Origin of the sequence: Clostridium folliculivorans, assembly GCF_024341905.1 — a bacterium.
GTDB classification, from domain to species: domain Bacteria; phylum Bacillota; class Clostridia; order Clostridiales; family Clostridiaceae; genus Clostridium_AR; species Clostridium_AR folliculivorans.
Genome location: NZ_BQXY01000001.1, coordinates 537,892 through 551,868, shown reverse-complemented (window position 1 = coordinate 551,868; position 13,977 = coordinate 537,892). Strand labels below are relative to the sequence as shown.

The following is a 13,977-nucleotide window of genomic DNA, read 5'->3' as shown; positions in this document are numbered from 1 at the left end:
GTATGGACAACTCCAGACCTGAATTTATTAATTGATGTATAAAAGACTTGCTTTATTACAGTAAGTCTTTTGTACAACAACTCATAACTCATGGGCCTGCACTTATACTTAGTACTTTAACACTCCAATGAAAGCCACTTATTGTTACTCTTTTCTATTTTCATCATCAAATACGTGGTCACGCCTAGATCAAACCTAACCACTATTGTACCAACCTGTTGATATCATAAAGCTATTAGTTCATCAATATGCTTAAAAATCCATTTAAGTTAAACACCTTGTTAGTTTCAAATATCTCTGCTAAATTCTCTATATTTTCCTCTAAATGCTCAACGTCTTTAGAATACATGTGCATTATATCAACTGCATCTTTATCTGTAAGTTGTCCGCTTTCTATCCATCTAAATAAAAATAATTCCTTAATCATTAAGTAACTAACCACCGCTGTTTTCACTTTTGCCGCTACATCATAATCAAAAACAGCTTTCATAAAATATCTAAATACAAAGTAAACTAGCAGATTTTCAAACTTGTACATCTTTTCTTTATAATACTCATTAAATTGTTTATGTTTATCTAAATAAAGTTCTGCATCACTATCACACTGCCAAAAATAGTTTAATACCTTATGTAATCCTAACGGATCATTTGAGTTTATATGTTTTAATTCTTTGAACACTTTAAAAAACTCATGCATATTATTATATTTGATGATTCCATTACCTTTATATTTATCAAAACTATTAACAATTTCATTTCTAACGTCATTGTTTACGTATTTTTCATTAACGGCTTTTATTCCCATTATATTATTTTCATCTATTACCGCTTGAACTTCACTAGTAAATTTGAGAATTAAAGAAACTCTATCCTCTAGCACAATATCACTGTTTTGAAGAATATCAAAAACTATTTTTCTGCTTTGCAAAAGATAAATAAAAAGCATAGCATTAATATCATTATATGAAGTTATTTCTTCTTCAATTTCACTTACTTCAAATTCTACTTTTTTATTGCCTCTTAATATTATTCTTGCTGCTTCTGGACAGGACAGTGATAGCCCTATTTCACGTAAGCCACCAAACTCTTCAGTGTATCTTGGATACTGCCTGCAGGTATAGCAAAGAGTATCAGCCCCAAGCTCAGTATATATATCACACATTTTGTTTTCATTTAGAAATGCACAGTCATTACCTTTTAATACAAATATATTTTCTCCATCACGATTCACTATCTTATCATGTAGTCTTTTTCCAAACTCTCCATCTACCTTTTGATATTTATTATATGTCTCATCATCAATTACGATCTCCCACCCAGCGCAGCATGTATCTTCACACTCTGAGGCTATGCATTTGAATTCTTTAAAATAATCTGGTACTCGAATCTTCATTTCTTATCTCATCCCACTTATATTTTTTTAGTTATTCCTTAATTTTAATACCTATTGATGATATCATCAAGTAACTAGGGATTTATACTTAGCACCCTTAAACTTTGAAACGGAGTTATTACTTTAATATAATCATTATCTACAAGAAAACCTCCGTTACTTATGATAAGGTTCATTGCATCATAAAACAAAATTTCCCTCTTATATATTATATTTAATCTTATTTTTAAATTCAAATTTTCAGCATAATTCTTTCTAAACTAAAAAGCTATAAAAATCATATAGACTTTTATAGCTCCTAAAATTTATTATAGACCTACCTACAGGCATATGCATCATATTTAATTTCTGTTCTTCAGTCTAAAGCTTTGCTGCTGACTTACTTCAGATTCCACTTAATTTGTTGGTCATCAGTAGTTGCATTTGGCACTAGATCATTTTTTAAAGTAATCCCCTTGTTCGAGATCTGATATCAGAGTAGGATGCACTGGCCTCCAGTTCAAGAGCTCTTGAGTCGGTGTACTGGATCTTGGGATCTCAAGAGCTGCAATAGGACCTAGAAAACCGAAGTGAGCCTCTGCCTCCTCCCTTGTAATACTGACTACTGGTAAGTTCAGCTGGCTACCGATTACATCTGCTATATCACGGAACGGTATACCCTCATCTCCAACCCCATCCAGTTTTGATCCTGCTGGGGCAGATTCCAAAGCCAAACGAAAAAGTCGTGCCGCATCTAAACGATGTACAGCCGGCCATCGGTTAGACCCGTCGCCGATGTATGCAGAGAAACCTTTTTCACGGGCAATATTGATTAATCGTGGAATAAACCCCTTATCGCCATCCCCATGCACAGATGTTGAAAGCGACACGACTGACGCCCTTACACCACGCTTTGCAAGCGCCAAAGTTGCGTCATCTGATGCTGTACCATTTGCATGAGCTGTGGTCAAAAATGGTTTACCAGTTCCCTCAAGCACTTCCCCTATCGCCTCGATTGCTTGTAAATCTGTAGCAAGTGAACCTGCAAAATCCGAGAAATCGTGCTTAAATGCCAGATGAATAACGCCATCTGCAATAGCAGCACCACTGCGAAGGCTATCTAGGTCATCAAGTGAGCCTTGGTGCACTTCGGCTCCAGCTGCTTTTAATTTTAATGCACCATTATCTGAGCGTGTTAAACCAATGACTTCATGTCCAGCATCAATGAGTTCCCGGACAACCTCAGAACCGATATAACCTGTTGCTCCTGTTACAAAAACACGCATAAAAAAATCCTCCTTAAAAGTTCTGAACTAACATTATTAGTTACACTTATTATAATCTGTAACTGATAATATTAATAATACAACGACTTATTACAGATTACAATACATAAAATATGTAACCTGTAATAAATTTTATAGAAAAATGTTCTTCCAACTTTCAGTTTAGCCATGCTTTTTTAAGCCTAGTCAGGGTCTTGGAATATAAATAAAGCCCTCAACAATCCTATTAGGAAAGTCAAGGGCTAAAAACTTTAGCTCATGATATTTGGAGTTTTGTAAGCCCTTATGAAAATTCTAGTTCTATCTCTAATGCTAGATGGCTGGGCTTGCTTCCATCTCTTACACGATTCATTTATTAGGATTTTTAAGTCCTTTTATCAGAAGATTTACAACAGCTTCTATATTTTGCTTTCGATCAGTAGGATTATCTTCTTTTAAAATATCCTTTGAAGGTTTTTCAATTAGATTATTACACCTTCAAAATGATCCATTTCATGTTGAATTATTTGTGCTATAAATCCAGTAAACACTTGCTTTTGCTTCTTAAAATTTCTATCAAGATATTCTACCTCTATCATTTCATATCTCTTTGTTTTTCTAAAGCCAATTAAAGATAAACAACTCTCTTCTGTTTCATAAAGCTTTTCTTTCTTTAATATAACTGGATTTATCATAGGCACAATAAGGTTGCCAGCAGTAAATACTAATATACGCTTTTTAACTCCAATCATATTACCAGCCAATCCAACACAATTTTCTAAGTTTGCTCTCAATGTATCTATTAAATCATCAATTACTGCTATATCATTTTTAGTTGCCTCTTCTGATTTTTGTCCTAAAAACAATATATCTTTTACAATTGGTTTTATCATAATTTATACCCCTTTTTTTCAGTTATATTTTTTATTAAAATAAGCTATGATTTTAAAATATATCATATAATCTAACTCTATTAAATAAATTTGCTAGACAATATCTTTTCCTATAATTAGCTATAAGTTCTTAACTTAATAAACATTTAAAAAATTAGAATAACTGAATTTAGTCTTCAGTGACTAGAAAGCTATTTAAAAGTAAATAGAATTTTAGAATGCAAATAAAAAAACACTTAGGTCAAACCTAGTGTTTTCAATGCGCGAGATAAGTCTGTAAGCCGAGTTCTGTATTTGAAACAAGCGGTAAATTTATATATAAATAAATACAAATAAAAACTCTAAACATATTGATATTACTATACTTACGTAGAGTTATATATAATTGTATAAAAATATATAAAAATAAAAACTTTGTAGTTACGGTGGCAAATGGGTGGCATTTTTATATTTTGCCACCCATTCTATTATTAAAGTATTCTACGCTCAATACTTAACTTGTTTAGCCATTCAATTAGCTTATCTCTATTAATTAAAAATTTTGAACCAACACGAAAAACAGGAAAATCTGAATTTTTACTATGTGCTAACTCCATTAGTTTCCCCTTCCCTATGCCAGTAAGTTCTGCTGCCTCAGCTATAGTTAATGTTAACTTATTATAACTACCTAAACTATTTAATTCATTACTATTTGTAGTAATACTTTCTCTAATATTAGGTTTTGATTTAGATATATTTATTGACATATTAATAAAAGAATCTTCAATAGCTTCTTTTATTATTTCTCTAAGTTTATCATAATTTGTTTCTATAATAATCACCTCTATCTGTTGATTATTACCAACATAATAAGTAATAAACTTTATATAGATCATCATTAATTGATAAGAGTGAACAATCAATTTAATTTTAGAGTGATTAAAACCTTTTGTAATTATTTAAAAGCATTGATTTTCTTATTTTGACTTATTATATATAATTATTAGAGTAATATAAAAAGAGAGCTTAATTGCTCTCTTAAATTCGATTCTTAACCCATACAAATTTGTATTCTTTTCCGTCCTTGCTGGTATAAGTTTGTGTTAAGTCATACCAGTAATGCTCTTCTAAGAACCTTTCTATAGCAGGATTATATACACTCTCTGGATAAACTTGTCCCATTCCAAGATAAGTTGGATAGTAAAGTTCCTCTAGCTCTATGTTATTTTCTTTTATGTATTCATCTAGGATAACTTTAACTAGAGCATAATGTGGTTTTCCTATAACCTCACCAAAATCTTTCTTGTTAGCAACTGAATATATTTTAAATAACCTTGCTATTTCACTATCAAATAGCATTTGTTCTTCTACATCAATTTTCTTGTAGTAGCTATACATCTCGCTTTCCCCCTCTTAGTTACCCTATTAAATTTCATGTCCCCAATAAAAATACTTTATCCCATATCTAATTTACTTCAAATCACTTCTTTTGTATCTCTTAGATATATCAAACTTTAATAATTTAACATCTTTCAATAAATTCATCAAACATTTACTTGGAATTTTATATTATTTTTTACAAAATATTGGTTGACAATATAACTTATGCAACTTATAATGATAACACTTTACAAATTATAACATATAAAATAATTTATTGTAATTTAAAGGAGGCTCTACATGAAAAAAAGAACAAAAATTTATGCATTATTATTATCATTAAGCTTAACAATAGGAGTTTTCACACCATCAATTGCACATGCTAAAACTTTAGATGCTCCTAAGACAAGCCAATCAATTAATTCTAATTATTTCAATTCAAAATCTCTAATTACTTATCAAGAGGAAAAGCTTATAAGAGAACAATTTGCTAAAGATGGTTTAGACAATACAAGTATAGAAAGATGTATAACTAAGCTTAAAAACGGACAAGTATTAGATGCTGAGACCCCAGAAAAGCTAGCAAAAGTTCCTAAGGAATTCTTTGCTTTTACTAAACCTACTAGCAAACAAGCACTGCTAGCATCTAAAACTAAAATGTACAAGTTTCCAGATGGATCTTATATAAAATTAACATCAAAGCCTATAGCTAAAAAAACTTTACCAATAGCAAATAAAAATTTGATAACTCCTAATTATGTGTACACTAGCAATTATTCAACTGAGTACGTTGACGAATTTATTGAAGGAAATTACGGAACATCCCATGCAGGATTTGTAACCTCTTTCACTGAATATAGAGGCGGCGGTTCTACAATATATAACGCACACGATACTACTGGTTGGGGTTATGGCACTTGGACATATAATCAACCAACAATAGTTCGTGCAGTCCAAACTGGTACACAACCAGCACTTGCATATGCTTCAATGACTCAAGTGTCTAGCGCTGGTGGTCTTTATACAAAAACTAGCGGATATACTCTTGAGCTTAATGTATTTGAAACAAAATACTATATGTTCATGACAAAGCGCTAATATTAAGGATATAAATATATTATGGATAACTTTTTTTTAATAACAAGTCAATTATTTGAAGCTTTTGCTGGGATTATAATATTTCCTATAGTTTTATTTTTTGTAATAAAATATGCAATAATAAGTGCAGTTAAACATCTAAAAGATAAAAATATACTATAAATATGTAATGGCACATAAGGAAGATAGCTTTCTTATGTGCCATTATTCTTCTTTTCATAAATTATTTATATAGAATATATATTAGAAATAAAAAAACTAGAAGGGTTTCTCCCTCTAGTCTACTGGTTAATAACTAAAACAATCTTTTCTTTTGTTTAAACTTATGCCACAATTTAAACAAATTATCATTACTTTCTTACTACCTATGCCTCCAGCAAATGCTCCTATTGGCCCAACAACTGCTGCTCCAACAAATCCCTTACCATATCCATATCCTTTTTGATTTGCTGATAAACTTGTAGAATGACACTTAGGACAATATGGAATTCCTTCTCTCCTATATTGTGCTAATCTTTCATATTTTCCTGTAGTTAATCTTTTCCCTAGTTCTTTCCTCTCCTGTGATTTAATTTTATTTTGTTCCTCATTCTTATTTATCAAATCCATAATATTATCATTTGTAGAGATTCTAAACAAATCATAAAAGTATCCACCCCCAACAATCCAGCAGCTAAAGTGTATACCTCTTTTTATTTTTCCAATAGCAGAGTAGTGCCACCTATAAATACAGTTAATCAACATATTATTAATAATTTATTTTTCCCCATAAACTCTCCACTGTTCTTTTATAATTAACCATACTAGTCTAGCATTTTACAAATATATAAGAACTCTATAATCAATATATGAATCTTATTATTTTGAATTAGACTTTTCTTTACAACATGTACAAATTTTGCAAAAATGTTAAGGAATAAAGTTTTTTAAAAAGGAGCAATTATGTATAACAGTAATGAAAAATTTAAAAAAGCTGAAAGTCCAGTAAGCAAATTAATGAAATATTCGACTTTATTAGAGTATACCGTTGCGCTTCCGATATTAGTGTTTTACCTTGGTTTTCTATTCACTAGCGGATTGACATTGGCATTTAACTCCAGTGATGGACCATTAAATAACTTCTTAAGTGGCTACTTAGGTTTTACCATGTTTTCAAAAGAATTATATTTATTAAACGGCTTAAACTATCTATTTAGTTCACTCCCAAGTATTCTTATTGATATGTGCATAATATTGTTAGGATTATTTATATTTAAACCTTTTATTAGAGTTTTAGCTAGAATTAGATTTAAATTATCCAAAATTACTAGATTAAAAAATTTCCTCGCGTGTATAAAAACTTCTATTGTTAATATAAAAATACAGCCTTTAAAATCCGTTATTCGTACAATAAAGGATTTTAAAGTTGAAATCTTAAAAATTTTTAAGTTTTATGGAACCAGTAATTATTTTTTTTATAAACTGTACTTTTCAATCTTGGCTTGTTTGCTATTGCATTTTACATTTATAGGTGTTTCCAATCCACTAACTTATAAAGTTGGTACCATATTTATGACTTTATATTACTCTTCCTATATATTTATTATTATATTCATACTATATAATATTTACACAATTAGGGATAGTTTTGTAAAAGCAACTTGCCTATGTATTGTTTTAATAATATATGTTTCGTTTTCAACGTATATGTTCGGTGCATTTTCGTTTCAAACTAAATTAAATAAATTGAACGATAAAGATGGGACAATGAAAAAGGCTATTGTGCATTCCCAAGGTGTTTCTACTGACTATTATTACTTAGATAACAATAATGACTTTTTTATCGGGTTCACTACGGCTCCAAATAGATTAGTAAATATACCGAAAGATAAAATAGATTTTATTGAAATATATGATGCAAAAAAAATGGAAGAGTATAACGCATTTGACTCATCAAAAAAGCATGATTCACTTCATTTAAAGTCTATTGATTTAATAAGTAATTATTATGATTACAGAATTAAAAACAAAAATCCCGAAAAATATATTTCTTTATTTACAGATAAATACTTTAGTTCAAACATTCTTTCTAAGGATCTCTTAAGCAAGAAATGGTCTATTGACGATACATATAATAGAAATAATTTATCAGATTTTATAGGATATGATATTTCTGAACCTCAAGAAGAGAAAGATGGTACAATTAAGATTTATGTAATGGAATATTGGAAAAGTTATACTAACAATGTAACTTTCTCGATACAATCAGAAAATAACTTGCAAAAAATCTCTAACTTAGAATTTTCTATTGGTTCATTTAAATTAACTAATAGAAAAAAGATCTAGAAGGATATTCCTTCTAGGTCTTTAATTTAGTTAACTATTCTTCTTGCCCCATAAAAGCCATATAAACTTGATATGCTCCCCTTAAAGTAGACAGATTAAAAAATAAAAATTTGGACATGGTACAATAAAGTAGACACAGAGTTAAGAAAAAATAGTGAAAGGTGGCTACTTTATGAGACGTTCATATGATAAACAATTTAAGATTGCAGCGGTAAAATTAGTTTTGGATGACGACATGTCTGTCGCTGAGGCAGCCGTAGCTTTAAACATCCACTACAACTCCCTCTACCGTTGGATCAATGAATACGAAGAATATGGAGAGAGTGCATTCCCAGGTCACGGGACTGCACTCTATTCTTGTCAGTACGAGATAAAAAAGCTTAGACAAGAGAATGAGGGACTTAAAAAGGAATTAGATATGCTAAAAAAATACCAGGCCTTCTTGAAGCGAAAGAACAAATAAGATTCCAATTCATAAAAGACAATCAAGATCATATAAACATCAAGAAGGCCTGCAAAGCATTGGGAGTTTCAAGATCAGGCTACTATAAATACCTAGATCACAAACCTTCCCAGCGTGATCTTGAGAATGCAGCTTTGAAAGAAATTATTAAAGAAATATTCGATGAGCATAAAGGACGTTACGGTTCTATACGCATTGGAAAAGTTCTTAATGAGCGCGGAATTTATGCTAACAGGAAACGGATATCCAGACTAATGCGTGAAATGAATTTATGCCCGAAAGGTACCAGGTATAACTATAAAAAATATAATCTCAAAAATAGAGGCGAAGAACGGCCTAACTTGTTAAATCAGATGTTTTTAACCGATGCCAAAAACAAGATCTGGGTTGGGGACATTACATATATTCCTACTAAGAAAGGTACTCTATATCTTTCTGTATTTGTAGACCTATTCTCTAGAAAAGTTGTTGGGTGGTCAATGGGTAACAGAATGAAAGATAATTTAGTAATTGAGGCATTTTTACAAGCTTATGGAAAGGAGCGCCCCGAGACTGGACTGATTGTCCATACCGATCAAGGTTCTCAGTATACTGGCGGCAATTTTAGAGCTATTCTCTCAAAGCATGGAGCTAAACACAGCAATAGTCGAAAAGGAAATCCTTATGATAATGCAGTAATGGAGTCTTTTTACAGGACAATAAAAAGAGAGCTCATTCAAGGAGCACACTATGCGACACCTGAACAAGCTCAAAAAGAAATCTTTAAATACATTGAATTATATTACAACACGAAAAGAATACATTCTTCATTGGGATATCTCTCTCCATCCCAATTTGAGAAACAAAATTCATAAAATTCTCTTAACTTCATGTCTACAAAACCTTGACAGGTCCAGTTGTCTTATCTGAAGTATTGAACTTAAAGATCCATTACTGAATTTAGTCTTGATTGGTTAGAAAGTTATGTAAAAGTAAATAGAAAAGTAAATTACAATATGGTGAATTTTATATAACTAATAGCTGGAATGATAAAAGCTATGACTTGATTATGTTGTGGGATACTGGGAAGTTTATTCATCCTATGTACTATTTGAATAAGTTAAAGAAATTAACTAAAGCTGCAAATATAGAAAAAAATATTAGATTCCATGATTTAAGACACACCAACGCAACCCTACTCCTGAAGCAAGGCGTATCAATGAAAGTCGTTTAAGAAAGATTAGGCCATAGAGAGATGTCTACAACAGCAAATATATACTCTCATGTAGATAAAGAAATGCAGAAAGAAGCTACTGAAAAATTAAATAATATTCTCGGTGGCAAATCGGTGGCAAAATAAAAAAACACTTAGGTAAAACCTAGTGTTTTCAATGCGCGAGATAAGTCTGTAAGCCGAGTTCTGTATTTGACAATCATCTATCTAGGCCCATCGTTGCCGATGGGCTCCAGCGATACACCCAGAGGCGGGACGGGCAATCCCATAATGCCTCTCTATTCGATCTTGCTCCAGGTGGGGTTTACAGAGCCGTGAAGTCGCCATCACGCTGGTGAGCTCTTACCTCGCCTTTCCACCCTTACCAGATGATATAAATATCATACTCATTCTTAAAAAGAATTCTGGCGGTATATCTCTGTTGCACTTTCCTTCGGGTCGCCTCGACTGGACGTTATCCAGCACCCTGCCCTGCGGAGCTCGGACTTTCCTCTCCTGACTGTCGTCAGCAGCGATTGTCTGGCTTACTCGCAAGATTTATCTTATCATACTAATCGACATAAAGCAAATAATTTTTCATAGGATATTTAATATAATATGGCTAAATTTTTCTATTATCAGTTTATAACTTTATTAAATTTGCATTACATATAGTCAACTCTACAATCAAAACTATATAAAAAAAACCGTTTATCAGTACTTAAAAATTTAAAAAAGATATTTTTAGCTTTAGAGCTATCCATACTTAGTAATAATCATACATTAATGGATAAATACAGCCCATAAATGCGATATAGGCATTACTAAGATAAGTGCTGGTATCATATTGGCTACTGGAAAATTCTTAATCTCACTTATACGAAAACCTGTTCCTAACATTATTATGCCACCACATGCAGTAAAATCAGCAATCATATTCGGTGTAGTCATTGGCAATATAAAGGTTGCTCCAAAGAACAATGTAAGTAATATAATTATTTGTGGAATAAAAATAAATCCTACTAATATTCCAAGACTAGCTGCAAATATTCCTGCAGTAAAAAGGTCTAGAATTGACTTTGTAATCAATATTGAATGATCTCCTGTCATTCCCTCATTTAATGCACCAAATATACCAGTTCCACTGGCACAAAATAAAATCAATATTCCAACAAACTTCTCCATAAAAGCATCTTGATTTTCTAATGTGACTGCAACTTCTTCATAAACATCGTTTTTATTACTATAAAATAATCTTTCAATAGGCTCTTTAGCTTTTTTAGCCCATTTTCCTATTATCTCCTCTAACTTAATCAATTCACCAATAGCGCTTCCAAGTATTAAGGCTAGTATTACTGCAGGAAGAGTGTGTACTTTTACTATATAATTCACGCCCATTCCCATTGATGCTACCCCAAAAGTTAATGGTAAAGCTCGTCTTAATCTTACTGGTATTTTCTCACCTAAAATTGCACCTATTATCCCTCCAAAAAGTACTGTACATGCATTAACTATTATTCCAATTGGCATTTTAATTCTCCTCCATTAACTAACTTATATAATTCATAACTAAAAAGGATTCAAAACACCTTCTAGCCCAAGTCTTATTTCATTATAATTTAGGCCATTACTATTAAGCAATTCAGAATTAGAAAAGATATATTCCAATTTGGAATATATCTTCTATATGGATGTACCACTTCGTAATGAAACTTATTATTTTTAAATCCTCTCACCAGAACCCGTGAGAGTTTTAAAAATAGATTTCGGTTCGAAGTGGTACATCTATAGATAAACCAGTTCTAAATAGAATCTATATTAATACGCCTCAACCAACTAATATCCTATTCTTCTAAAAATAATTCTACTTTGATTATTAACTATTTAAGTTCTCTTATTTATTTATCCTCTGCACTTTATTCTCTTTAAGCCATTCATCTGTATAGGAATAGAACTTATTCATAGCTTCAGTTGACTTTTTCTGAGTTTGGGCAACTAAAGCCAAAGTAGTAGTAACTCTTTGGTCTAACTCAATCATTACTACATCCTTATTATTGAAAAACTCTACTACTTTTCTCATTAATAATGATATGCCTATCCCCTCAGCTACAATTCCAATTATGGTTTCTATTCTGCTATAGTTATATATAACTTTAGGTTCAAATCCTGACTCTCTACATGCTTTTAAGCTAATATTATACACCCCTACCCCAGAATCTAAAAATATAAAATTTTCTTTAGATGCCTTAGCTAAATCAACAGAAGCTTTTTTTGCAAACTGGTGATTCTTTGAAACAATCATTACTAAATCATCATCTATCAGTGGATTTATTTTATAAATATCTTCTGACAATGAAACTGTACGAATTAATGCCAAATCTATTTTTGAATTATCAAGAAATGATAAGACCTCTGGGCCAGTGCCCTCAGTAATGTTGATATCAATATCATTGTTCTTCTTAGCAAAGCTTGCAATTAGTGATTGGATTCCATATTGAGTCATAACTGGAATCGTACCTATTGTCAAAGTATTTCTATTACTTCCCTTATATTCATTCATTGCTATATGCATCTCATTATATGTATTTATCATTATATTAGCATAATCTAAAAGTTCTATACCTGCTTCAGTAAGCTTTACCCTTCTCTTGCTCCTATCGAAAAGCCTTACCCCTAGTTCATTTTCCAAGGCCTTAATGTGTTTTGATAAGGCAGATTGAGATATACAAAGTTCTTCTGCTGCTATAGTAAAATTTTTATGCTCTGCTACTTTTATAAAAAACTTCAATTGACGAATTTCCATATCTACTCCTACTAAAGATTTCCTATATCGAAACTTAATTTATACTTGTTCGAAAGTCACGCACCTATGACTTTTAGCATGTATAAATTAATGGTTGAGCTAATAACTCTATATACATTATAAAACTTAAATACTTTTATAATGTGTAACTATTTAAGCATAATAAACATCTTATTAAAAATCAAATAATCTTTTTATATTAATCTCCATTAAAGCGTTACATTGATAACTAGTTAATTTCAACATGGTACTTTAAAATCACCAAAAAATTTAAAGCACTATAATCCCAAATAATGTAGTCTATGTTATAATTAAACATATAACAACTTGATTCTATTCTAAGTCAGAAAGGAAGGATCGAAATGAATTTCATTGGTTTAATACCTGTATTTATGGGAGTAATCTACTTAATATATTCTGTTTTATTTAAAAACAAGCTTAATTATTATAGTCGAAGATCAAAAATAAAGGTTGTAAAATCAAATGAATTTTTAGCTTTACAATTTAACTTTGCTATTATAAATACTATATATCTTATTGCCTATGGATTTTTAATAATTGTGCTTAATCTTGAAAATATATTTGTTATATTAGGGCTTACTGGGTTTTATACTATAAACTTTTTATTATTACTGCAGAGCAAAAAGAAAGGTTATATAGACTATAAATAGCTTATAGATATATCAGTTTCAAGTAAGATACCATTAATAGTTAAAATCGCTTCTAATGTATTTTAAATTTATGGAACTTAGTTATCTATTCAACTCAACAGACCTACTATTTCAATCTTTTATGTAAAAATTATTTTTAAACTAAAAAATGACTCTGCTTAATGCAAGAGTCATCTTTTTTAGATTCCATATCAACTTTAATTCTTTAAAGCTTTATTATATGCTTATATATTTCTAATAATTAGCTTTAACTTCTAATGCTTATTGCTCATATACAAAGCAGCGATAAGCATTAGTATCGCTATTGGTATACCTATTCTTGTAAATACAAGTAATACAATAATAGCTGATATTATAAGATACTTTAATAGATTTGTGCTTTTTTTGAATTTCATAGGTACTTTGTAATCAACCTTTTTATATATGTTCTTAATATCAGTACCTAGTTTTTTAAAATCTTCGCCTATATCATCATAACTTTTGCCAGTACTATTAAAGTCATAGTGCTTATAACTCTTCTTTTTTGACACACCTCT

General features: G+C 30.7%; 15 protein-coding genes and 1 other RNA gene. 6 read left to right on the top strand and 10 right to left on the bottom strand.

The features are described from left to right. Window positions 1-235: 235 nt before the first annotated feature. The 5 genes from fliB to OCU55_RS02430 form a co-directional block, all read right to left on the bottom strand. Window positions 236-1,393, bottom strand: coding sequence for a flagellin lysine-N-methylase (fliB, locus tag OCU55_RS02450; RefSeq protein ID WP_261850723.1), 1,158 nt, complete (start codon window positions 1,391-1,393; stop codon window positions 236-238). Window positions 1,394-1,827: 434 nt separating this feature from the next. Then, window positions 1,828-2,658, bottom strand: a complete 831-nt coding sequence (locus OCU55_RS02445) for an SDR family oxidoreductase (protein ID WP_261850722.1) — start codon at window positions 2,656-2,658, stop codon at window positions 1,828-1,830. A 461-nt stretch (window positions 2,659-3,119) separates the two neighbouring features. Beyond that, window positions 3,120-3,530, bottom strand: coding sequence for a peptide deformylase (locus OCU55_RS02440; protein ID WP_261850721.1), 411 nt, complete (start codon window positions 3,528-3,530; stop codon window positions 3,120-3,122). A gap of 470 nt (window positions 3,531-4,000) precedes the next feature. After that, window positions 4,001-4,351 carry an excisionase family DNA-binding protein gene (locus OCU55_RS02435; protein WP_261850720.1) on the bottom strand — a complete coding sequence of 117 codons (351 nt, stop codon included), beginning with the start codon at window positions 4,349-4,351 and terminating at the stop codon, window positions 4,001-4,003. A 196-nt stretch (window positions 4,352-4,547) separates the two neighbouring features. Then, a complete protein-coding gene (locus OCU55_RS02430; protein ID WP_261850719.1) occupies window positions 4,548-4,907 on the bottom strand; it encodes a hypothetical protein in 360 nt (119 codons plus the stop codon). 282 nt (window positions 4,908-5,189) lie between these two features. On the opposite strand from OCU55_RS02430, the gene OCU55_RS02425 reads away from it, so the two are divergent. Further along, the gene (locus OCU55_RS02425; protein WP_261850718.1) at window positions 5,190-5,987 is read left to right on the top strand and encodes a hypothetical protein; all 798 of its coding nucleotides are present in this window, start codon (window positions 5,190-5,192) and stop codon (window positions 5,985-5,987) included. Window positions 5,988-6,008: 21 nt separating this feature from the next. Continuing rightward, complete coding sequence (locus OCU55_RS02420) at window positions 6,009-6,149, top strand: hypothetical protein (RefSeq protein ID WP_261850717.1); 141 nt, start codon at window positions 6,009-6,011, stop codon at window positions 6,147-6,149. A gap of 126 nt (window positions 6,150-6,275) precedes the next feature. On the opposite strand, the gene OCU55_RS02415 is transcribed toward OCU55_RS02420, so the two are convergent. Next, the gene (locus tag OCU55_RS02415) at window positions 6,276-6,626 is read right to left on the bottom strand and encodes a hypothetical protein (RefSeq protein ID WP_261850716.1); all 351 of its coding nucleotides are present in this window, start codon (window positions 6,624-6,626) and stop codon (window positions 6,276-6,278) included. 303 nt (window positions 6,627-6,929) lie between these two features. Between OCU55_RS02415 and OCU55_RS02410 the strand changes: the two genes are divergently transcribed. From OCU55_RS02410 to OCU55_RS02400, 3 genes are all read left to right on the top strand, one after another. Next, window positions 6,930-8,312 carry a hypothetical protein gene (locus OCU55_RS02410; protein WP_261850715.1) on the top strand — a complete coding sequence of 461 codons (1,383 nt, stop codon included), beginning with the start codon at window positions 6,930-6,932 and terminating at the stop codon, window positions 8,310-8,312. A gap of 172 nt (window positions 8,313-8,484) precedes the next feature. Then, window positions 8,485-9,629, top strand: a protein-coding gene (locus OCU55_RS02405; RefSeq protein WP_261850714.1) for an IS3 family transposase whose coding sequence is annotated in 2 segments (ribosomal slippage) — window positions 8,485-8,743 and window positions 8,743-9,629 — 1,146 coding nt in all. Because the reading frame shifts where the segments join, the coding sequence is not laid out codon by codon here. Window positions 9,630-9,784: 155 nt separating this feature from the next. Next, on the top strand, window positions 9,785-9,988 hold the full coding sequence (locus tag OCU55_RS02400; protein WP_345795581.1) for a tyrosine-type recombinase/integrase: 204 nt from the start codon (window positions 9,785-9,787) through the stop codon (window positions 9,986-9,988). 158 nt (window positions 9,989-10,146) lie between these two features. Here OCU55_RS02400 and rnpB read toward each other — a convergent pair. From rnpB to OCU55_RS02385, 3 genes are all read right to left on the bottom strand, one after another. After that, an RNA gene (gene rnpB, locus OCU55_RS02395) (RNase P RNA component class A) lies at window positions 10,147-10,519 on the bottom strand. 231 nt (window positions 10,520-10,750) lie between these two features. Next, the gene (locus OCU55_RS02390; protein WP_261850712.1) at window positions 10,751-11,497 is read right to left on the bottom strand and encodes a DUF554 domain-containing protein; all 747 of its coding nucleotides are present in this window, start codon (window positions 11,495-11,497) and stop codon (window positions 10,751-10,753) included. Window positions 11,498-11,861: 364 nt separating this feature from the next. Beyond that, window positions 11,862-12,770, bottom strand: coding sequence for a LysR family transcriptional regulator (locus tag OCU55_RS02385; RefSeq protein ID WP_261850711.1), 909 nt, complete (start codon window positions 12,768-12,770; stop codon window positions 11,862-11,864). Window positions 12,771-13,132: 362 nt separating this feature from the next. Between OCU55_RS02385 and OCU55_RS02380 the strand changes: the two genes are divergently transcribed. Next, complete coding sequence (locus OCU55_RS02380) at window positions 13,133-13,441, top strand: hypothetical protein (protein ID WP_261850710.1); 309 nt, start codon at window positions 13,133-13,135, stop codon at window positions 13,439-13,441. A gap of 254 nt (window positions 13,442-13,695) precedes the next feature. On the opposite strand, the gene OCU55_RS02375 is transcribed toward OCU55_RS02380, so the two are convergent. Beyond that, entirely contained in the window at window positions 13,696-13,971 is a 276-nt protein-coding gene (locus OCU55_RS02375) for a hypothetical protein (protein ID WP_261850709.1), read from the bottom strand. Window positions 13,972-13,977 lie beyond the last annotated feature (6 nt).